General features: G+C 32.9%; 15 protein-coding genes and 2 pseudogenes. 7 read left to right on the top strand and 10 right to left on the bottom strand.

What is annotated here, in order from left to right:
• Nucleotides 1–120, top strand: a pseudogene (locus tag Q4517_RS07720) (IS982 family transposase); the annotation flags it as partial.
• 141 nt (nucleotides 121–261) lie between these two features.
• Nucleotides 262–1,833 carry an AraC family transcriptional regulator gene (locus Q4517_RS07715; RefSeq protein ID WP_303507956.1) on the top strand — a complete coding sequence of 524 codons (1,572 nt, stop codon included), beginning with the start codon at nucleotides 262–264 and terminating at the stop codon, nucleotides 1,831–1,833.
• Nucleotides 1,834–1,982: 149 nt separating this feature from the next.
• Here the strand turns inward: Q4517_RS07715 and Q4517_RS07710 are convergent.
• Nucleotides 1,983–3,113: pseudogene (locus Q4517_RS07710) on the bottom strand (IS3 family transposase).
• A gap of 468 nt (nucleotides 3,114–3,581) precedes the next feature.
• Between Q4517_RS07710 and Q4517_RS07705 the strand changes: the two are divergent.
• From Q4517_RS07705 to Q4517_RS07695, 3 genes are read left to right on the top strand one after another with little or no spacing between them, the layout of a single operon-like run.
• Entirely contained in the window at nucleotides 3,582–7,973 is a 4,392-nt protein-coding gene (locus tag Q4517_RS07705; protein WP_303507955.1) for a gliding motility-associated C-terminal domain-containing protein, read from the top strand.
• 36 nt (nucleotides 7,974–8,009) lie between these two features.
• Nucleotides 8,010–8,933 carry a type IX secretion system membrane protein PorP/SprF gene (locus Q4517_RS07700; protein WP_303507954.1) on the top strand — a complete coding sequence of 308 codons (924 nt, stop codon included), beginning with the start codon at nucleotides 8,010–8,012 and terminating at the stop codon, nucleotides 8,931–8,933.
• A gap of 26 nt (nucleotides 8,934–8,959) precedes the next feature.
• Nucleotides 8,960–10,885, top strand: a complete 1,926-nt coding sequence (locus Q4517_RS07695) for an OmpA family protein (RefSeq protein WP_303507953.1) — start codon at nucleotides 8,960–8,962, stop codon at nucleotides 10,883–10,885.
• A 575-nt stretch (nucleotides 10,886–11,460) separates the two neighbouring features.
• On the opposite strand, the gene Q4517_RS07690 is transcribed toward Q4517_RS07695, so the two are convergent.
• The 9 genes from Q4517_RS07690 to pdxA all read right to left on the bottom strand — a co-directional run bounded on the left by Q4517_RS07690 (nucleotide 11,461) and on the right by pdxA (nucleotide 18,674).
• Nucleotides 11,461–11,874, bottom strand: a complete 414-nt coding sequence (locus tag Q4517_RS07690) for a DUF6691 family protein (RefSeq protein ID WP_303507952.1) — start codon at nucleotides 11,872–11,874, stop codon at nucleotides 11,461–11,463.
• A 1-nt stretch (nucleotide 11,875) separates the two neighbouring features.
• Nucleotides 11,876–12,436 (bottom strand): YeeE/YedE family protein, encoded by a 561-nt coding sequence (locus tag Q4517_RS07685; RefSeq protein WP_303507951.1) that lies wholly within the window; start codon nucleotides 12,434–12,436, stop codon nucleotides 11,876–11,878.
• Entirely contained in the window at nucleotides 12,436–13,674 is a 1,239-nt protein-coding gene (locus tag Q4517_RS07680) for a 3-deoxy-D-manno-octulosonic acid transferase (RefSeq protein WP_303507950.1), read from the bottom strand. The genes Q4517_RS07685 and Q4517_RS07680 overlap by 1 nt, the downstream gene beginning before the upstream one ends.
• A 69-nt stretch (nucleotides 13,675–13,743) precedes the next feature.
• On the bottom strand, nucleotides 13,744–15,084 hold the full coding sequence (accC, locus tag Q4517_RS07675; protein ID WP_303507949.1) for an acetyl-CoA carboxylase biotin carboxylase subunit: 1,341 nt from the start codon (nucleotides 15,082–15,084) through the stop codon (nucleotides 13,744–13,746).
• Nucleotides 15,085–15,173: 89 nt separating this feature from the next.
• Nucleotides 15,174–15,656 (bottom strand): acetyl-CoA carboxylase biotin carboxyl carrier protein, encoded by a 483-nt coding sequence (gene accB / locus Q4517_RS07670; protein ID WP_303507948.1) that lies wholly within the window; start codon nucleotides 15,654–15,656, stop codon nucleotides 15,174–15,176.
• A 23-nt stretch (nucleotides 15,657–15,679) separates the two neighbouring features.
• Nucleotides 15,680–16,675, bottom strand: a complete 996-nt coding sequence (locus Q4517_RS07665; protein WP_303507947.1) for a beta-ketoacyl-ACP synthase III — start codon at nucleotides 16,673–16,675, stop codon at nucleotides 15,680–15,682.
• Between the two features lie 150 nt (nucleotides 16,676–16,825).
• Complete coding sequence (rpmF, locus tag Q4517_RS07660; RefSeq protein WP_047789948.1) at nucleotides 16,826–17,020, bottom strand: 50S ribosomal protein L32; 195 nt, start codon at nucleotides 17,018–17,020, stop codon at nucleotides 16,826–16,828.
• Nucleotides 17,021–17,028: 8 nt separating this feature from the next.
• Nucleotides 17,029–17,565, bottom strand: a complete 537-nt coding sequence (locus Q4517_RS07655; RefSeq protein ID WP_303507946.1) for a DUF177 domain-containing protein — start codon at nucleotides 17,563–17,565, stop codon at nucleotides 17,029–17,031.
• 74 nt (nucleotides 17,566–17,639) lie between these two features.
• Nucleotides 17,640–18,674: a 4-hydroxythreonine-4-phosphate dehydrogenase PdxA gene (pdxA, locus tag Q4517_RS07650; protein WP_303507945.1), complete on the bottom strand. Its 1,035-nt coding sequence runs from the start codon at nucleotides 18,672–18,674 to the stop codon at nucleotides 17,640–17,642.
• A 63-nt stretch (nucleotides 18,675–18,737) separates the two neighbouring features.
• Between pdxA and Q4517_RS07645 the strand changes: the two genes are divergently transcribed.
• Both Q4517_RS07645 and Q4517_RS07640 read left to right on the top strand, forming a co-directional pair.
• Nucleotides 18,738–19,328 (top strand): riboflavin synthase, encoded by a 591-nt coding sequence (locus Q4517_RS07645; RefSeq protein ID WP_303507944.1) that lies wholly within the window; start codon nucleotides 18,738–18,740, stop codon nucleotides 19,326–19,328.
• 29 nt (nucleotides 19,329–19,357) lie between these two features.
• Nucleotides 19,358–20,902, top strand: a complete 1,545-nt coding sequence (locus tag Q4517_RS07640) for a patatin-like phospholipase family protein (protein ID WP_303507943.1) — start codon at nucleotides 19,358–19,360, stop codon at nucleotides 20,900–20,902.
• Nucleotide 20,903 lies beyond the last annotated feature (1 nt).

Genomic DNA, 20,903 nt, shown 5'->3' with positions numbered 1-20,903 from the left:
TCTTTTCAAGGGTTTAAGACGAGAATACTATCTAAAATAGCTGCCTTAACAACAATTCAATACATCAATAAATTTGTTTTTGATAGAAATATTAACAGTATTAAAATTAGCATTATTTAAAATGCACAACGGGTTCTAATAGAGTGTTATATAACCATAATCCTTATTTTTTTTTTGTATAAATAATCGAAATATAAAAGATTATTTAAAATATAGTTCAACTAAAAGGGAGTATATTTATCCCCAAAATCCCCAGTTATTATGTCTTATTTAAGAAAGCTATTTACATTATTTTTCTTATTTCATGTTTTTTATGTATTAGCTCAGGAACAAGCAAAAAAATTTGATAGTATTTTTTATAATACGGCTGTTCGAGTATCAGCAATAGATATTGTGAAAGCAAGCAAAATAGCAGATTCTTTGTACAAAACATCTAAAACTAATATTCATAAAATAAAATCATTAATGCTTTCGGCTGATCTTCTAGAAAAACAAAGTAAGAGAAAAAAAGCTATAGATTATGTTCTTAAAGCAGATTCAATTTTGAGTAATACTGAAAATTACGAGTGGAAAGCCAGAGTTTATGGGTTCCTTTCAACTCAATATCGTATTTTAGGTCTTTTAGACCAAGGTAAAGAGTATTTAGAGAAAGGTTTAAAAGCTTCAAAAAAAATACAGGCTATAAATGTTTCTAATCAATACAGAGGAATGGTTTACCAAGAAAAGGCACATTATGCATTACACGAGAAAAATTACAATGAAGCCATAGTGTTATTAAAAAAAGTTTCGCCGCTTTTCTCGAGTATAAAAAACGAACGAATGAAGCTTTTCTTCTTTGGAAATAATGAAGAAATGTTAGGAAGGAGTTACTTAAACTTAAAAAAGTATAATTATGCTAAACAGCATTATAAAAAGGCATTAACTTATTTAAATAAAGCGAATGCAGGTGAGTCACAATGGATGGGTATGGTATTTTATGGGTTAGGAAAAATAGCTTTAGAATTTAATAAAACTAAAGAGTCACTATCTTATTTATTAAAAGCAAAAAATATAGCTGAAAATATTAATCATGTTTTTTTAAAAAAGTTAGTCTATAGCGATTTAAAAAAATATTATCTTAAAGAAGAAGATTTTGATAAATACACATTCTACAATACAAAGTACATTAATAGTGTAAAGGAAAATATTAAGCTAGAGCGTGAAACTTCTAATAGTGAGTTTAATCGTGTTGTTAAGAAGCAGAAAACAGACTTTTTAAGACTAAGTAAAATTATTACTATAATCAGCACACTATTTATATGTAGCATTCTTTTTTATTTATTTACGAAACGAAAAAACAGAAAAGAATTAGAAAAATATAAAGCTATTATAGAAAAACTCAATGCGTTCAATGAAAAATTAGAGCCGAAAAACTCTCCTTTGTTAATGGTAGAGAAAACAGGAACAAAATGTCTAATGCCAAAGCAAACTGAAAATAGATTACTTGCTGAATTAGAAAAATTTGAAGATAAAAAAGAATTCATTAACTCCAATATCAGTCTTTCTTCATTATCTACAAAGTTAAACACCAATACGAAGTATCTATCTTATATAATTAATACTCATAAAAAGAAAGATTTTAATAATTATATTAATGAGCTTAGAGTTTTTCATTTTATTAAGATGGTTCAAACTAATCCAGAGTTTTTAAATTATAAAATAAGTTATTTGTCTGAGAAATGTGGTTTCTCATCTCACAGTAAATTCACCACAGTTTTTAAGAATATCGTAGGACTTACACCATCTACTTTTCTAAAGAAGGAAAGATTTCAATCAAATCAACCCAATAATTAAAATTTATTTTTAATTGGTAATAACTCAAGCCATCTTACTTGTTTTAAATACTACTTACCGAAGAACTTTTTTCTATTGTAAGAAATTGATAATTAAAACTCTATCAAACCGTATCAATTATATTGTAAGCTTCCCCAGATTAGAACTGCTTAGTTTTCCAAAATTACATTTTTATTTTGTTTTTTAACACCTCTTGTGCTAGCCAGAGAGGTGTTAAGTCTTGCATATTTTACTGGCGGGATTTTACCTAGACTATCGTGTGGTCTTTTATGGTTGTAATCGTCCATCCATATTTTAGTTTGCTCTCGAACTTGATTTAAGTTTTCAAAAATATACTTGTTTAAAACTCCACGCCTGTAAGAACCATTGAAACGTTCAATAAAAGCATTTTGAGTTGGTTTTTCAGGTTGTATATATTTAAATTCTATATGATGCATCTCACTCCATTCTTTTGTGATATTGGCAATAAACTCAGGACCGTTATCCATTCGTATCTTTTGCGGTTTTTCTTTTTTATTAATTAAATGATTGAGCACCCAAACAATACGATTACTCGTTAATGAATAGTCTATTTCGATATGTAATGCCTCTCTATTAAAATCATCAATTACATTAAATGCTCTAAAGCGTCTTTTGTTTTCTAAGACGTCGGTTACAAAATCCATACTACCAAGTATGGTTTAATATATTTGGAACTTCTAGAGGTTCTTTAATTCTTGCAGGCAAGCGTTTCTTCGCCTTCCTTCTTGAGGGAAGTCCTAAGGCTACATAAACACGATGTACACGTTTGTGATTCCAAGGCTTTCCTTCTTCACGTAAGCGATCAAAAGCTTTCCAAAATCCTTCTTCTGAATGGTTTTTAGCTTTTTGTTGTAATGCTTTTTCTATAACCTTATCATCTTTAGGCTGTGGCTTATAGTAATACACGCTTTTACTCATATTTAACACACGGCACGCCCTATTGATGCCGTAATGAATAAGTTCTTTAGTGATACTTCGTTTACGACAGGGCTTTAGAGCTTTTTTTCTATAATCTCTTTAGCCATCTGGTAATTTAGAGCTAAACTAGCATACATTTGTTTTAACCTATAATTTTCTTGTTCTAGTTCTTTGAGTCGTTTTAATTCTTTTGAATTCATCCCAGCATATTTTGAACGCCATTTGTAAAATGCAGCAGCACTTACACCGTGCTCACGGCTTATCTGGTCAACACTCTTGCCCTTGTCGAACTCTTTTAAAATCTTTGCAATCTGTTGCGGTGAAAATTTACTTTTTCTCATAATACTGTCTAAAGTTAAGATTATTATGCTAATTTTAAACAGTTCGGTTTTTGGGGAAGCTTACAATATTACCTTTTTAAAATTCTATATTTTTTAGTATAAGAATACTCTTGTTTTTAATAATCTGTTTTTCAGTGTTTTTGTTTTTTCATTTTCGTGAATATATAAAGAATAAAATTAAAAAAAGAGTAGCAGATGTAATAGATTTACGGTGGGGGAGTGTTCGTTTTTTTATAAATACAAGTTTTTCAAAAGCTTAGGTGCGAAATAAATTTTTCCTCTTTTTTTAGATCTGAACGCTATATAGCTAGGTTTAGTTATAGTGATATCTCGTTAGAATTTTTTTAACAAAAATAGTTCTAGTTAAATTTTAGATAAACCAATACTACTAAGTTATTATTAATAAATAACCTTAACAATATCCTGATTAGATACTTGACAAAAAGGTTGTACAAAAAATTAAAAAAAATGATGAAAAATTACTTGTTCAATTTGTTACTCATCGTAGTAGCATTTTTTTCACTAAAAACTTATGGACAATGCGATGTGGGAAGTTTTGTGGTTACCTCGCAAGACGCTACTTGTAGTGCGAACGGAGTTATATCGGTATCAGTTCCCAATGCAACAAACTGTAGTGGTTGGAATGTTATTTTAAAACTCGCATCTGGTTCAGAAGTAATCAAAGCACTTCCTGCAAATGGAGGCCCCGTAGAGTTTACTAGCCTAAGTGGTGGAGATTATGAAGTACGTTTATTTAACGGAATTCAGACAATCAACTACTCAAATAATCCCATTACAATTACGAGTTTGTACAACCCTATGGTAATAAAAACCTCTACAACAAGACCTTCTTGTAATGCAGATGCTGATTTTTATACTCCCAATGCCACACTTACGTTATCAGTACAAAGTGGAGGGACAGGTCCATTCCAGTACGAACTTTTAGATAGTAATGGTAATGTAATACATACTTCAGGAATAACTTCAAATCGTTCTCATACCTTTGAAAATTTTTCAGGAGGAGAAGAATTTATTTATAGAGTTACTGATCAACCTGGAGTAGCAGGATGTGAAGTTTCTATCGGTCAAGAAATAAGTATTCCTGTTTCTGGTTTCAGTTCTATGTATAATAGCTTTGTAAGGTTTGAAAAGGATTGTAGTGGTGGTGATTGTAATAAAAATATTTTTAATTATGTGATTTTTACAGATGGTATAGAAAATGTAAATGCCTTGCAACAGCATAGCACCATTAGTATCAATGGAGCACCAGCGGTACCCCTGACTCTTAGGAAATCTAATTATAATGCACGCTATTTGACCGTTGGTCAAGAGTTAAACCCAGGGGATCAAGTACAAGTACATTTACAGGACGCATGTAATGAACGTGATGTTAGTTTTACAGTGCCCGATTTAACCCCGCGTTTTGATGTAAGAAATGTTACTACAAAATTCAACACTGATACCTGTAAGGATGAATTTAGAGTAAATTTTTATAGTATTGGTACTTTAGCAAAAGTTACCGGCGATTTAGAGTCTGAAATTTCTTTTGATGCTTGGTGTACTCCAAATAGTGTAAGTGTGGAATACGAAGATACCCCAGGAAACTGGATTTCTGTAGGGCATGATCAAGAGGCAAATGATAATCAAATAAAAGAAGTACTTTTAACGGATGAGATTGTTTATGATAAAAACTACAGATTTACAGCAAATGATGGTTGTACTACTTTATCTGATGAATTTTTTGTATCTATAAACAGAAAGCCCAAACAGCCTATAGATAATGTGTCTGGTTTTGTTGGGAATGGAGTTTTAGAAGGTACTGCTAGTTTTGCTTTAACAGGAGTACAAGGTTTGGGCTATCCACTTACAATTACCGTAACCTCACCTACTCATGGAAACTCTGTAACAATTAATCCTACACAGCCTGAAACCTTAGCAGGGAGTTATCAAATAGATTTCCCTTTTACAGTTACTGCTGAATCGTCTGCACAAAGAATATTTGTAGGTGATTTACCTCCAGGAACATATAATGTAAAGGTTGTTTCATCAAGTACTTGCCAAGGAGTAAGTGAGAAAAACCTTTCGTTTGATTTGATAAATACCGTTGGATATATTGACCCGTCAGTAGAAACAATCCCTAGTTGTTCCGATAAAAATACACTTATGTTTAGTATGAACCCTACACATGGATATGCTTCTCAAGGTTTGGTTGAAGTTTTTATAGATAATGGAGATGGTACTTTAGGGCAACGACGTGGATGGCATTACTTAACAACAAACACTTTAAATAAAGCTACTTTTATCGACTTACCTTCTGGAGATTATGTAGCTGTTTATAGTGCTAATTTTGGGAATTATGCAATAACTCAATACTCGGCAGCATTAAAACGTAATGGGTCTTTTAAATGGCAGTTAAAAGGGAGTGTCACTTATGGTGATATAGTACTTTCGGGAAGCCAAGTTTCCTGTGGTGATGGCTCAGGAATAGCAACGGTGTCCATCATAGAAGGAACACCAGTGTATCCACTAACCTATGAAATATTTAGTCAATCGGACCCTAATACTATTTTAGAAACTTATACAGCAAATGATGAATCAGATCCAAATATTTCAGGTTATACTTTTGCTTCATTACCAAATGGAGAATATTCTATGCGTGTTACTTCTTCTTTCTGTACAACAAAAAGTTTTAGTGTATCAATAGGAGGGTCTTCCTCAACACCAGAAATAGTAGCAAGTGATACTACTCCTTGTAAGGGAGATACTATAACTTTAGGAATTCCAATTTCTACTTCTACTTGGGATATAGTATGGAAAGATGATGCAGATCAAGTAATTGCTACAAATGTTAATAGTATAGAAGTAACCCCTCAAACAACTACGCTCTATAAAGTAGAGTATAAAATAAAAGACCAATTTGGGTGTGGTAGTGCATCATTAAACACAGATGATATTCAAATTACAACTTTTAACGAATTAACGTTAGAAGCTTTAGAAACCACTCAATGTGCCAATGATGGTTCGGGTTATACACTAACAGCAGTTGTCTTAGGAAATAATGATTCAGTAGAAGCAACAGGGACAGGAGCACCAGGGACATGGGTAACATCAGGAAATCGTCATACATGGACTTCTGATTTAATAGTAGCAGGAACCGATTATAATGTTAGTTTTCAGGATAAGAATGCCTGTAATACTTTACCTATTACAGGAAGCTCACCCGTTTGCTGCGTGTTTGAAGTAAGCTGTCCTACTTTTCCAACTACTTCAGTAAACTGTGTGTCAGATTTACCAGCAAACGGAACAATTACCGAAGCAGAGTTTGAGAGTTTAGGAAACGGAGATGGTGTGATTGGAGATATTCCTTGTGGTGTAATTGAAATTGTAGCAGATAACGGAACCTTGCCTAGCTGTAATGGAGAAGTTACACGAACGTATACCGTTACAGAATACGAAGATACAAATAACAATGGTATTCGCGATAATGGAGAAGGTACTGTGCTTAATTCACAACAATGTATCCAAACCATCACAGTACAAGATACTGAAACACCAACAGGTACAGCACCATCAGATATAACGGTAGCATGTATAAGTGACGTACCAGCGGCAGATGGAGCAGCAGTGTTAGATGAGTCTGACAATTGTGGCGGAGCAGTAACAGTAACAGTATCCGACACCGATAATGGCGGCAGTGGTTGTAATGACAGTCCCTTAGTAATCACACGCACCTATACTTTAACCGACTGTGGCGGCTTAACGACAGAATTAGTGCAAACCATCACGGTACACGATACAGTAGCACCTACAGGAACAGCACCGTCAGACATTACGGTCGCTTGTATGAGTGAAGTACCCGCAGCCGATGCCTCAGCAGTACTTGACGAAGCAGACAATTGTGGTGGTGCGGTTACAGTTACAGTAGCCGATACAGATAATGGTGGTTTAGAAAATGTTGCTTTTCCTTTGATTATTACCCGTACCTATACCTTGACCGATTGTGGTGGCTTGACTACCGACTTGGTTCAAACGATTAGAGTAGAAGATACTATAGCCCCTAATTTTATAGGAACAATGCCAGAAGATATGGTAATAGAGCATAATATAGATACGATACCAGTAGCAGAAACGTTGACAGCAACAGACAATTGTGACGAGGCGGTTACAGTAAGTTTTGATGAAACAATAACAGCGGGTAACTGTACAGGAAATTATACCATACATAGAAAATGGACTGCAACCGATAAATCTGGTTTACAAACAGTACATAATCAGATAATCACGGTGACAGATACCACCGCTCCCACTTTTAATGGAGACGTACCTAGTGATTTTTATACTAGCTGTGACGCTATTCCTGAAGCATCAAAAATGAAAGCAATCGATAAAAGCTCTGAGGTAACAATTACATTAAATGAGTACGAAGAAGCAGGAGAATGTGAAAACCAGTACGTGTTAGTAAGAGAGTGGACGGCAGCAGATGCCTGTGGTAACAGCACAAAGCATTTGCAAAGAATACACGTGGTATGTGAAATAAAAGACGAAGACGTTCGCAATGCCATAAATGTAGGAGATTCATCGTACAATAATTATTTAAAGATAGACGGTATTGATTGTTTTCCTGAAAATACACTTAGAATCTTCAACCGCTGGGGTGTTGAAGTATATGCAGAAAAGGGCTATAACAATGAAGAAAAAGTGTTTAAGGGCTATTCTAACGGAAGATCCACAATAGGAAAAGACAAGGGCTTACCAACAGGAAATTACTTTTACATTATAGACTATCAATTTAGTTCAGATAAATTAAACTATAAAACATTGCAAAAGTCTGGTTTTATATATATAAACAATAATAAATAAAAACAAATAGCCGTGAAATATATAACCAAAAAAAATATGAATAAATCTTTGTGTATACTATTGCTAATTTTATCAGAATTAACATTCGGTCAACAAGATTCGCAATACACACAATATATGTATAATACTCAAACGGTAAACCCTGGATATGCAGGGAGCCGGGGAGTATTTAGTTTATCAGGTTTGTACCGTGCTCAATGGGTAGGGATAGAAGGGGCACCAAGAACTTTAAATTTTTCATTCAATACTCCAATCAATGAGCGTTTGGGAACAGGTCTCACTTTTTATAGGGATGAAATAGGTATTTCAATAGAGAACTACATAGCTGCCGATTTTTCTTATACTTTGCCTCTTAACAATTTTGGAACCTATCTTTCTTTTGGGTTAAAGGGAGGAATAAATATTTTAGATGTTGATTTTAGCAAATTAAGCCCCAACAATCCTAATGACCCTACTTTTGATAGCTCAAACAATATAAACGGACAGGTTTCTCCAGTAATAGGAGCGGGACTTTACTTAAGACATGAAGATAAGTGGTATATAGGGGTTTCAGCTCCTAATATGTTAAAGACAACGCATTATGATGATACTACAGTAAGTACAGCTAATGAGCGAATTCATTTTTATTTAATAGGGGGATATGTATTCGATTTAAGCTCAATGTGGAAGTTCAAACCCGCTTTTTTGTTAAAAGAAGTAGAAGGTGCCCCTTTAGCAGCCGATTTGTCAGCTAATTTTTTGTTTAATGAAAAGTTGACTTTAGGAGCTGCCTATAGATGGGATAGTGCAGTAAGTGGTCTAATTGGGTTTCAAGTAACTAAAGGGATGATGCTAGGTTATGCTTACGATTACGACTTAACCGATATTGGTAATTATACAAATGGCGCTCACGAATTTTTTATTCGTTTTGAAACGGTTAACAGAAATAAAAACAAGGTGGTTAGCCCTAGATTTTTCTAATATTTTACATCAAAAAAATAATTATTATGTATTTTATCAATAGAACTCGGCAAAGTAAATTACTTGTTTTACTTTTAATTTCGGTTGTTTTCCAGTCTTATAGCCAAAAAAAAACAATAGAAAAAGCAAATAAAGCATTTACTAGTAAGGCTTATGTTGAAGCAGCTATTATATACGAAAAAGTTTTTAATAAAGGATATAAATCGGAATCCTTATTACAAAACTTAGGAGACAGTTATTACTTTAATGGGAAGTATAAAGATGCAGTAAAATGGTATGCTAAACTGTTTAACTTAAATAAGCATCAGTTAGCAATTTATGAGCTTAGATACGCGCAAGCTTTAAAGGCATCAGGAAAAGCTTTGTTGGGAAAAGAGTATTACGAGCAATATCTTTCCAAAATAGGAGTAAAAGAAAGTCCTGTAAGAACAACAGATAAGTACTTAGAGTTAATAAAAGCAAATTCAAGACGTTATAGGATAAATAAAGTTCCCTTTAATTCAGATGGTATCGATTTTGGATTAAGTCGATATGGAAAAGATAAATTTGTATTTGCATCTACAAGAAATACTAGAAATAAAGTGAGTACTTGGGATGGTTTACCTTATCTAGATTTATACGAAGTAAAAATATCAAATAATTCTGTCGGGACACCGTCACTTTTAAAAGGAAAGATTAATAATAAATACCATGAGTCTACTGCAAGCTTTACAAAAGATGGTAACACTATGTATTTTACACGTACTTCACCGAAAGTAAGTAATAAAAGCAGTGAATTACGTTTAAAAATATTTAAAGCAACTCTATATAAAGGTGAGTGGGGAAATATAGAAGAACTTTCTATTAACGAAGATGGATTTAATACAGCACATCCAGTATTAAATATTCAGGAAAACAAACTTTATTTTGTGTCTGATCGTCCAGGAGGAGAAGGTGCTACTGATATTTATTATACCGAAGTAAAAGAAGATGGTAGTTTAGGAGAGGTCAAAAATCTAGGAGAAAAAGTAAATACCCCAGGAAGAGAGTCTTTCCCGTTTATTTCAGAGAATAACGAGTTATATTTTTCATCAGATGGTCATTTTGGGTTGGGGGGATACGATGTATTTTTCATCAAAATGAATACCCTAGGAGAGCCATCAGGAGAGCTGCTAAATGTGGGTTCACCCATAAACTCTTCTTTTGACGATATCTGTTATATTGTTTATAAAGGTAAAGGCTTTATAAGTTCCAATAGGTCAGAAAAAGGTCAAGGGTATGATAATATTTATAGTTTTATAGAAAAGAAACCTCTACGAGAAGTGTCTGTAAAAAGTCGTATGCATGGTATAGTTACTGATAAAGAATCAGCTTTTCCTTTGAGAGGGACTGTAATTAAGATATTTAATACAGATAATATACTTTTACATACTTTACGAACAAATCAAGATGGGAAATATAATATTGAAGTTGCATATAAGCCCGCTTATATTTTAAATGTAATGAAAGAAGGATATAAAGCAACAGATGGTTTTTCTAAAGAATTACAAGAAGATAGAAAACACAACTTTCAATTGTCTCCTGAAAACACAAAGCTTTTATCAGGTACAGACTTGGCTAAAACATTAAATGTTCCGCCTGTATATTTTGATTATGGGCAATGGAATATAAGAGCTAGTGCTGAAGTAGAACTTCAGAAAATAGTAGAAACGATGAAGCAGTACCCTAAGTTAAAAGTAGAAATACGTTCTCATACAGACAGTCGAAGTAATGATGACTTTAATATGAGCTTATCTAGAAAACGATCAGAGTCTACAAAAAAATATCTTTTGTACCATGGGGTTTCTAAAGATAGAATAACAGCTAAAGGGTATGGAGAAACACAATTACTTAATAAATGCTCCAATAATGTTCCTTGTAGTGAAAAAGAGCATCAAATTAATAGAAGAAGTGAGTTTATTATTGTTAATTAACTATAAGTAGGCAGTATTAATGAAATTCCTCTTATTTTATTCCCCACAAAACCCTATAAATGTTTTTATTTATAGGGTTTTAAAGTTAGCAATGAATAGAAAAACACTATATTAGAGAATTAAATTAAGATGTGTAGTTAGTAGCGTGGTCTTCCCTAAAGATAAAACAGTTTAAATTCGAATTTATTAACTTTAAAGTAAAAACTTTCACAATGAAAACGATACACTACTACCTTAGAAAAGTTAGAAAAAGTAGCCACTACAAAATCAGCTTATAGTAATGCGGTGAACAAATGTAAAAATGCCTTTGTAAACTTAAAATACTAGCAAGAAAAACACTTAATAGTTTTATAGTATTTAATACAAATGTTTTATCTATTCAAAAAGTAAAAACAATTAATAAAAAGATACAAAAGGTATTAAAAAAATCATTACAAGCTAAACTTAACAAGTTAGAAGAAAACTATACAAAACTAGTTAATACCTATACTATATAATCTATTAATAGGGTTAGTACAAACATCAAAAGATGTAGATGCTTAAAGACCAAAATAGAAACAAGTAAGTAGAGTAAATTATGAAGGTAACTTCTTACTCAATAAACCATAAATAAAAGCTCCTAGAAGAGCTCCTAAGAGTACAGTAATCATCGGAAGTATTCCTTGGCCTATTAAAACAAAAACAGGAGCAGGGCATGCACCTGCTAATGCCCAGCCTAACCCAAATATAATGCCGCCAACTAAAGTTCTAATAAAGCCTTTCTTTTTCTCTTTGATGTTAATTTGGTTTCCTAAGTAATCTTTAATTTTTCCACTTTTAAAGAAATACATAAATACAGCAGAGATAGCCACAGCTGAACCAATAATACCATACATGTGAAATGCTTGAAACTTGAACATTTCATAAATTCGATACCAAGAAACGGCTTCTGATTTCGATAAAATAATTCCGAAAATAATACCAATAATTAAAAACTTTATATTCTTCATCTTAACCAAAAATTAAAGGGAATAGTACCCAAGTCATAAATAAACCACCAATAAAAAAACCAAGTACTGCAATTAGCGAAGGTAATTGAAAACTACTCAAACCTGTAATAGCATGTCCTGAAGTACATCCTCCTGCATAACGAGTTCCAAATCCAATTAAAATTCCAGCAACTAATAAAATTGTAAAACCTTTTAAGGTTAACATGTTTTCAATGCTAAAAATTTCATTAGGTACATAGGTTTCTCCTGCATTTTGAAAACCTAAATTAGCTAATTCATTTACCGTTGTTGGGTTTAAATCAATTTTTGGTGTAGCAGTGAGGTAGTTAATGGCTATATATCCTCCAATTAGTAAACCAATTAAAAAAAGAATAGACCAGTCACGTTCTTTCCAATCCTTCTTAAAATAATTAGAAACTTTACCTGCACCAGCCATAGTACACATGGTTTCTAAATTAGTTGATACTCCAAAATTTTTACCGAAATAAAAGAATAAAAATAGTATAAAGGCGATAAGTGGCCCAGATATATACCAAGGCCATGGTTGTAATATAAAATCCATTATAATATGTTTTTTAAATAAGTGATAATGTTTTTTGTTGCTCCCACATTTTTTAAAATATAAAAGTGGTTAACTTTCCCCAATTGCTCTCTTAGGTTTTTGCCTGATTTCAATAAAGCAAAATTACTAGAAAATTCATTAGTATTTGTAACGGTCTTTGCACCTCCTATTTCTAGTAAATCAATTGCTTCTTGAAACTTACTATATTTATTACCACCAAAAATAACTGGAACACCATATGTCGCTGGTTCTAAAATATTATGTAAACCAGTAGCGAGTCCACCACCTACATAGGCAACATCAGCGTATGAATATATTTTGGTAAGCAAGCCAATAGTGTCAATTATAAAAACTTGATATTCTGATAACTCTTTGTTTACGTTTTCAGAGTAAAGAACAGTTTTTTTATTGATTGAGTTTTGTAATTCTTTAATCTGTTTTTTATTGATGTTATGTGGAGCAATAATAAACTTTTCATCATCAGTTGCGTGATTATTTAAATAATCTACAATAAGTTCTTCGTCTTCTTTCCAAGTACTTCCCGCAACAACAGTGTAATGATTATTTTTAAATTTAGAAATAAAATCTAAAGAGTTGTTTTGTTGTAAAATATCGTATACACGATCAAATCGCGTATCACCAGCAATGGTTACGTTATTAAAATTAATAGAATTTAATAAATCTTTAGAAGTTTTGTTTTGTACAAAAAAGTGATTAAAAGCTGTTAGTTTTTCACGCATAAAACCTCCATACCATTTAAAAAAGGATTGTTTTTTTCTGAAAATACCAGAAATTAAAATCGTAGGAATATTATGTTTTTTTAATTCTGAAAGAAGGTTAGGCCAAAACTCATACTTAATCATAATAGCTACATCAGGATGTAACTGTTTTATGAATTTTTTAACGTTTGATTTTGTATCGAGAGGCAAGTAACAAATTACATCTGCCAACGGATAGTTTTTCCTGATTTCATAACCAGAAGGAGAAAAAAAAGTGACTACAATTTTATAATTCTTATAGTCTTGCTTTAACTCTTCAATAATAGGTCTTCCTTGTTCAAATTCACCTAAAGAAGCTGCATGAAACCAAATTACCTTATCAGTTTCAGAAATACTATTAAGTTTAGTGAAGGTTTCTTTTCTTCCTTCATAAAATAACTTTATTTTTTTGTTGAATAAAGCTATTAAAGGTAAGAGTATCGATACAATGAAAAGAGATATGTTATATAAAAAATTCATTATGCGAATTTATGAAATAAAAAAATCAGTGAAGTTACTCACTGATTTTTTATTCTATATTAAAATATGTTATGCTTCCATTTCAAAATCCTCCATAAATTTAGTGGTATAATTACCCGCTACATAATCTGGATGATCCATTAACTGTCTGTGGAAAGGAATCGTTGTTTTTACACCTTCAATAACATACTCATCTAATGCTCGTTTCATTTTGTTGATTGCTTCTTCACGAGTTTGTGCAGTAACAATTAATTTAGAAATCATTGAATCGTAGTTTGGTGGAATCATATATCCAGCGTACACGTGAGTGTCTATACGAACACCATGACCACCTGGGGCATGATATGAAGTAATTTTTCCTGGAGCAGGTCTAAACCCGTTATACGGATCTTCTGCATTAATTCTACATTCAATAGAGTGTAATTGTGGCTTGTAGTTTTTACCAGAAATTGGTACACCAGCAGCAACTAAGATTTGCTCTCTAATTAAATCGTAATCAACTACTTCTTCAGTAATTGGATGTTCTACTTGAATACGTGTATTCATTTCCATAAAGTAGAAATTACGGTGTTTGTCTACTAAGAATTCAACCGTTCCAGCACCTTCATACTTAATGTATTCAGCAGCTTTAACAGCAGCAGCTCCCATATCATCACGTAATTCTTCCGTCATGAAAGGAGAAGGAGTTTCCTCAGTTAATTTTTGATGACGACGTTGTACCGAACAATCTCTTTCAGATAAGTGACAAGCTTTACCATAAGCATCGCCTACTACTTGAATTTCGATATGGCGAGGCTCTTCAATTAACTTCTCCATATACATATCGTCATTTCCAAAAGCAGCTTTTGATTCTTGTCTAGCAGAATCCCAAGCATCTTTTAAATCTTCGGCTTTCCAAACAGCACGCATACCTTTACCACCACCACCGGCAGAGGCTTTTAGCATTACAGGATACCCAGTTTCTACAGCGACTTTTTCACATTCTTCAAAAGTAGTGATTACACCGTCACTACCTGGTACACATGGTACTCCAGCAGCTTTCATGGTAGCTTTAGCGTTTGCTTTGTCTCCCATACGGTCAATCATCTCAGGAGAAGCTCCGATAAATTTAATTTCGTGCTCTTCACACAATTTTGAAAACTTAGCATTTTCAGCTAAGAAACCATATCCTGGGTGAATTCCATCAGCGTTTGTAATCTCCGCTGCAGCAATGATGCGATCCATTTTTAAATAAGACTCGCTACTTGGTGCAGGTCCAATACAAACAGCTTCATCAGCAAATCTTACGTGTAAGCTTTCAGCATCTGCTTTAGAGTAAACAGCTACTGTTTTAATCCCCATCTCTTTACAGGTTCTAATTACACGTAGCGCGATTTCGCCTCTATTGGCAATTAATATCTTTTTAAACATGTCTTTTAGTTTATGAGTTTATTGGGTTTAGTTATTTAAAAGTTTAGTGATGTACTAAACCTTTAAACTTAAAACTTCTAAACCAAAAATTATGATGGGTCTACTAAAAATAATGGTTGATCAAATTCTACAGGAGAAGAATCGTCCACTAACACTTTAACGACTTTACCAGATACTTCTGATTCAATTTCGTTAAATAACTTCATTGCTTCAATGATACAAACAGTATCACCAACTTTTACTTCAGTTCCCACTTCAGCAAAATTAGGTTTGTCTGGAGAAGGCTTTCTGTAAAAAGTACCAATGATAGGTGATTTTATAGTTACATATTTTGAGTCGTCTGTAGTTTCGGCTGCTACTGGGATTGAAGCAGGAGTAGCTGGTTGTGCAGGGGCTGCCGCTACCATTTGTGGAGCTGCCGCTACAGGAGCAGGAGCTTGTATAATAGTAGTTTCAGGAGTTTCGCTTCCAGTTTTAATGGTGATTTTAATATCTTCCATTTCTAGCTTTACTTCACTTGCACCTGACTTAGCTACAAACTTTATAAGACTTTGAATTTCTTTAATGTCCATTTTCCTAAATTTTAGTTGTTTAGTTATGAGTTATATGCCCATTTTAAGTAGATAGCTCCCCATGTGAAACCTCCACCAAATGCAGCAAAAATTAAATTATCTCCTTTTTTCAACTCTTTTTCATAATCAGCAAGTAACAACGGTAAAGTAGCAGAAGTAGTATTTCCGTACTTATGAATATTCATCATTACTTTATCATCTTCTAAGCCAACTCTATTTGCTGTAGCTTCAATGATTCTTTTATTAGCTTGGTGTGGAACTAACCACTGAATGTCATCTTTTGTTAAATTGTTTCTGGTCAACATTTTTTCAGAAACATCTGCCATGTTAGAAACAGCAAACTTAAATACTGTTCTTCCTTCTTGATGAACAAAGTGTTGCTTGTTTTTAATAGTTTCTTCTGATGCTGGTAAGATTGACCCGCCTGCATCAATTTTTAAGAAATCACGACCAATTCCGTCGCTTCTTAAATATTCATCTTGCAACCCTAAACCGTCGTTGTTGGGTTCAAATAAAACAGCACCTGCTCCATCTCCAAAGATGATACAGGTAGCTCTATCACTATAATCTATAATTGATGACATTTTATCAGCACCAATTAGTAATACCTTTTTATATCGACCACTTTCAATATAACTTGAAGCCGTTGACATACCATATAAAAAACTAGAGCAAGCAGCTTGTAAATCGTAAGAAAAAGCATTTACAGCTCCTATTTTAGAAGCGGTGTAAGCTGCTGTAGAAGCTACAGGCATATCTGGAGTAGCAGTTGCTACAATAACCATGTCTATATCTTCAGGTTTTGTATTTGATTTTTGAAGTAAATCTTCTGCTGCTTTTATAGCCATAAAGGAAGTCCCAAGGCCTTCACCTTTTAAAATCCTTCTTTCTTTGATTCCTGTTCTGGTAGTAATCCACTCATCGTTTGTGTCTACCATCGTTTCTAGCTCCTTATTGGTAAGAGCATGTTCTGGAATATATTTCCCTACCGCTGTTATAGCTGCAGTTATTTTAGTCATAGTTGTTTGTTTTGTAGTAAAACGAGTTTTCAAAGTAATGAAAATTATTTCACTTTTTTATAGAAAAAAACACCAAAAAGAGCATCTTTTGATGTAAAAACATAAAAAAACCCTCAAAGTAGAGGGTTTTTTAATTTTTTAAACTAGTTTTTAAGCCTCAGCAGCAGCACTTTCTAATACTACTTGACCTCTGTAATAAAGTTTTCCTTCATGCCAGTGAGCTCTGTGGTATAAATGAGCTTCTCCAGTTGTAGGATCAACAGCTATTTGAGGTACAGAAGCTTTATAATGAGTTCTTCTTTTATCTCTTCTAGTTTTAGATATTTTTCTCTTTGGATGTGCCATTTTATGTCTTATTTATCTGTTAGTAAATCCTTTAATTTATCCCATCTAGGATCTGTTGATTCTTCCTCAACAGTTTTTTCTTCGTTTATTCTTAATTCTTCTAATTTCCTTAAAGCATCCGATTGCATAGTGCCATCAGCAACATTTGGATGTACTCTTTTGCTCGGTGTTGATAATACGATTAATTCATAAATGTATTGAGCTACATTTACTTGATAAGCTTCATGTGGAAGAATCAAAATTTCATCGTGTTCATCATTAAATTCATGTCCAAACTTAACAACCAAATCTAAATTACCATTAATGGGTAAGTCAAATAACTCATTAGTAATATCACAAGGAACGTTAACCGTTCCGCTTATATTAAAAGCAAGCTCTATTAAAGTGCTTTTTTTAGTAAATGTAATATCCGCTTTTACGTTGGCGCTGTTAAACTCGTCAAACTGAAATGCTTCAAAGAACGTTTTGCCAATTTGATATTCAAACAAATGACTTCCTTCTTTTAAACCTACAAAAGGTATGTTGAATTCTTTTAAGTCTTTCATCTACAACTATCAATTTGAGCGTGCAAAGATATAAAAAATGTTTTTACTTTTATATTTTGAGTAAAAAAAATGAACTATTTTGCTTTTAATGCGTTTTTTGTAAGTTCTTGATACTCTTTTCTGTTTTTAAATATTTGTAGTGAGGTAAATAAGGCTTCTTTAAAAGATGTAGGGTTGGCTTTGTTTTTACCTGCAATATCAAATCCAGTTCCATGGTCTGGAGAGGTTCTTACTTTACTCAATCCAGCGGTGAAGTTTACACCATTTCCAAACGATAAAGCTTTAAAAGGAGCTAATCCTTGGTCGTGATACATAGCTAAAATTCCATCAAATTGCTCGTAGGTTTTTGAACCGAAAAAGCCATCGGCTGCATACGGACCCAAAACTAATTTACCAGTCTCTTTAATTTCAGTGATAGTAGGGCGAATAATTTCGTCATCTTCAGTACCAATAATTCCATTGTCGCCACAATGTGGATTTAGCCCTAGTACAGCTATTTTAGGTTTGCTAATGTTAAAATCTTGTTTTAAAGAGTTGTACATGATTTCAATTTTAGATTTTATAAGCTCAGGTGTAATCGTTTCAGCTACTTTTGAAATAGGAATATGACCAGTTATTAAACCAATACGTAATTCATTTGTCATTAAAATCATTAAACTTCTTCCATCAAAGTTTTCTTCTAGGTATTCTGTATGCCCAGGGAACTTAAATTCTTCAGATTGAATATTTTCTTTGTTAATAGGAGCTGTAACAATAAGATCTATTTGATTCTTTTTTAAAGCCCCAACAGCTGCTTGTAATGATTTCAAGGCAAATTTACCACCTTCTTCAGTAGTTTTACCTAAGTCTACCTTAACCTCTTCTTTCCAACTGTTTAATAAATTAACTTTACCATGCACAAGTTTATCTAAAGAAGTAATTCCATGAATACTGGTATTAAGTCTTAACGTCTTTTTATGATATGAAATCAATTTGTTTGAAGCAAATAAAACTGGAGTGCAAAAATCAAGCATTCGTTTGTCTTCAAATGTCTTTAAAATAATTTCGATACCAATTCCATTGATGTCCCCAACCGAAATTCCGACAATAATTTTGTTTGCTTTATCCATAGTTTACTTTCGTAGGTAAAGTTGTATTTTTGATGCTAACAAAAGTAACTAAATTTTTATAGAATGTTTACCGGAATAATAGAAACTCTTGGAATTGTAAAAGGGATTGAGCGTGAAAAAGAGAATTTACACCTTACAATAAGAAGTACAATAACCAATGAATTAAAAATAGATCAGAGCGTAGCACACAATGGTGTTTGCTTAACAGTTGTGGCAATTGATAAGGATGAATACACGGTTACAGCTATAAAAGAAACACTAGATAAAACGAATATAGGTGATTTAAAGGTAGGAGATGAGATAAACCTTGAAAGAGCAATGAAGTTAGGGGCTCGATTAGATGGGCACATAGTACAAGGGCATGTAGATGGAACGGGAGTTTGTAAAAATATAGAAGATGCCGAAGGGAGTACAGTTTTTACTTTTTCATATGATTTTGATGGAACAAATATCACTATTGAAAAAGGTTCAATTACTATAAACGGTGTAAGCTTAACGGTGGTAAACTCTAAAAAGGATGAGTTTAGTGTGGCTATTATTCCATACACTTACGAGCATACAACCTTTAAAAACTTTAAAATAGGTACCAAAGTGAATTTAGAGTTTGATGTAATTGGAAAATACGTGGCTAGACTACATGCTTTAAGAGGGTAAGATAAAATTATAAAAATTGCACGAAAACCATGGAGCTATTTAAGTCTATTGCCTTATGTTTTTCTGGAGGGGGATATAGAGCAGCTTGTTTTTCTTTAGGAACATTATCTTTACTAGAAAAAGTAGGTTTACTAGAAAATGTAAAAGCAATTTCTACCGTTTCTGGAGGAACAATTACTGGGGTTAAATATGCACAATCTCAATTTGAAGAGAAAGATTTCCAAACTTTCTTTAATGAGTATTATACATGGTTGGCTAAAGATGAATTAACCAATAATGCATTAAGTCATTTAAGATCGCCTTTAATCTGGAATCAACCAGAAAATAAGCATAAACGAAAGAACCCAATTAACGCGTTTGCTATAGAGTATAATAAGTTAACAAATAATGCAACTTTAGGAGAGGTTCAAGATGCAATTAGCAAAGGAAAAACACATTTAGAAAGGGTGATTTTTAATGCTACAGATTTTGATAGTACGCATCAGTTTAGATTTCAAAATATAAAAGGAAATCAAAAAAGATTTGGAAATGGAAAAGCGCATAGCAAATATAAAGGGGTTATTTATGATATAAAATTAGGAGATGTAATTGCTGCTTCTACAGCATTTCCAGGAGGATTTGAGCCTATAGGTTTTCCGTACGATTTTACTCCGAAGCATAATGATTTAGAGGAAATAGGATTGATGGATGGAGGTATTGTAGATAATCAAGGTGCTTCTGTTTTTGTGTCTGAAGCGCAAAATCAATGTGAAGGAAAACCTGAACTTCATGATTTATATTTTTTGTGTGACGTTTCATCGCCATATCCAGGAGAGGGTTTTAAATTTGCTTCTGATTCTTGGTTTAGTAAGTATGTGTCCTATGTGTCCAGCGCTTTTACCTTATTGTTTATGTTGATAGTTACCGTGTTTTTTGGAGTACAAAAGATGATGGTTTGGTACACAGTAAGTGTTGTAGTATTAGCTTTTTTGGTGTTTATTCACTTTCTGTTTTTTTCATTATCTAAATTAATGCAAAATGAAACAGGTGTAGATCAAAGGTTATATTTACCGCCAAGGAGAGTTGGTTTTTATATACTTAATAGGGCAAAATCTTTAGTTCGTATGGCAAGTGTAGTTTTTCTTAAGAACGATAGAAGGCAACATGCAAATGCTATTTACAGTACTTTCCCTAATAAAATAATTACATCTACAGTGTATGAGCTACGATGTAAAGATGCTTCAGGAAATCAAACAACCCGACCAGAGAACGAGAGAGGTTGGGAGGAAATAAAGAAATATACAGGAGACATAAGCGAAGCAATTATTAAAAATTCAAATAAAAGCGCATCGTTTGGTACAACTCTATGGTTCACGAAAAAAGATAAGGCAAATGGTATGTTAAACAGTGTTATTGCATGTGGAGAGTATACTGCTTGTTATAATTTGTTATCATATCTAATTATTCAATATGGTGACAGAGCTACTGAAATGCTAATTTTTAAAGAATTATTATCTCTTTGGGAGAAGTTTCAAGAAAATCCCCATTTTTTAGTAGAGGAGCGTCAAGAAAAATTAAAAACGATGAAAGGGTAAA

It is taken from the genome of Tenacibaculum sp. 1_MG-2023 (assembly GCF_030547425.1).
In the GTDB taxonomy this organism is placed as follows: Bacteria; Bacteroidota; Bacteroidia; order Flavobacteriales; family Flavobacteriaceae; genus Polaribacter.
The sequence above is the reverse complement of the archived record's forward strand: the minus strand, read 5'-3'. Positions and strand labels throughout refer to the sequence as shown.

Bases quoted from the DNA above. Each gene is read 5' to 3' on its own strand.
- Q4517_RS07715 (WP_303507956.1), top strand. From the start codon at position 262: ATGTCTTATTTAAGAAAGCTATTTACATTATTTTTCTTATTTCATGTT.
- Q4517_RS07705 (WP_303507955.1), top strand. From the start codon at position 3,582: ATGATGAAAAATTACTTGTTCAATTTGTTACTCATCGTAGTAGCATTT.
- Q4517_RS07700 (WP_303507954.1), top strand. From the start codon at position 8,010: ATGAATAAATCTTTGTGTATACTATTGCTAATTTTATCAGAATTAACA.
- Q4517_RS07695 (WP_303507953.1), top strand. From the start codon at position 8,960: ATGTATTTTATCAATAGAACTCGGCAAAGTAAATTACTTGTTTTACTT.
- Q4517_RS07690 (WP_303507952.1), bottom strand. From the start codon at position 11,874: ATGAAGAATATAAAGTTTTTAATTATTGGTATTATTTTCGGAATTATT.
- Q4517_RS07685 (WP_303507951.1), bottom strand. From the start codon at position 12,436: ATGGATTTTATATTACAACCATGGCCTTGGTATATATCTGGGCCACTT.
- Q4517_RS07680 (WP_303507950.1), bottom strand. From the start codon at position 13,674: ATGAATTTTTTATATAACATATCTCTTTTCATTGTATCGATACTCTTA.
- accC (WP_303507949.1), bottom strand. From the start codon at position 15,084: ATGTTTAAAAAGATATTAATTGCCAATAGAGGCGAAATCGCGCTACGT.
- accB (WP_303507948.1), bottom strand. From the start codon at position 15,656: ATGGACATTAAAGAAATTCAAAGTCTTATAAAGTTTGTAGCTAAGTCA.
- Q4517_RS07665 (WP_303507947.1), bottom strand. From the start codon at position 16,675: ATGACTAAAATAACTGCAGCTATAACAGCGGTAGGGAAATATATTCCA.
- rpmF (WP_047789948.1), bottom strand. From the start codon at position 17,020: ATGGCACATCCAAAGAGAAAAATATCTAAAACTAGAAGAGATAAAAGA.
- Q4517_RS07655 (WP_303507946.1), bottom strand. From the start codon at position 17,565: ATGAAAGACTTAAAAGAATTCAACATACCTTTTGTAGGTTTAAAAGAA.
- pdxA (WP_303507945.1), bottom strand. From the start codon at position 18,674: ATGGATAAAGCAAACAAAATTATTGTCGGAATTTCGGTTGGGGACATC.
- Q4517_RS07645 (WP_303507944.1), top strand. From the start codon at position 18,738: ATGTTTACCGGAATAATAGAAACTCTTGGAATTGTAAAAGGGATTGAG.
- Q4517_RS07640 (WP_303507943.1), top strand. From the start codon at position 19,358: ATGGAGCTATTTAAGTCTATTGCCTTATGTTTTTCTGGAGGGGGATAT.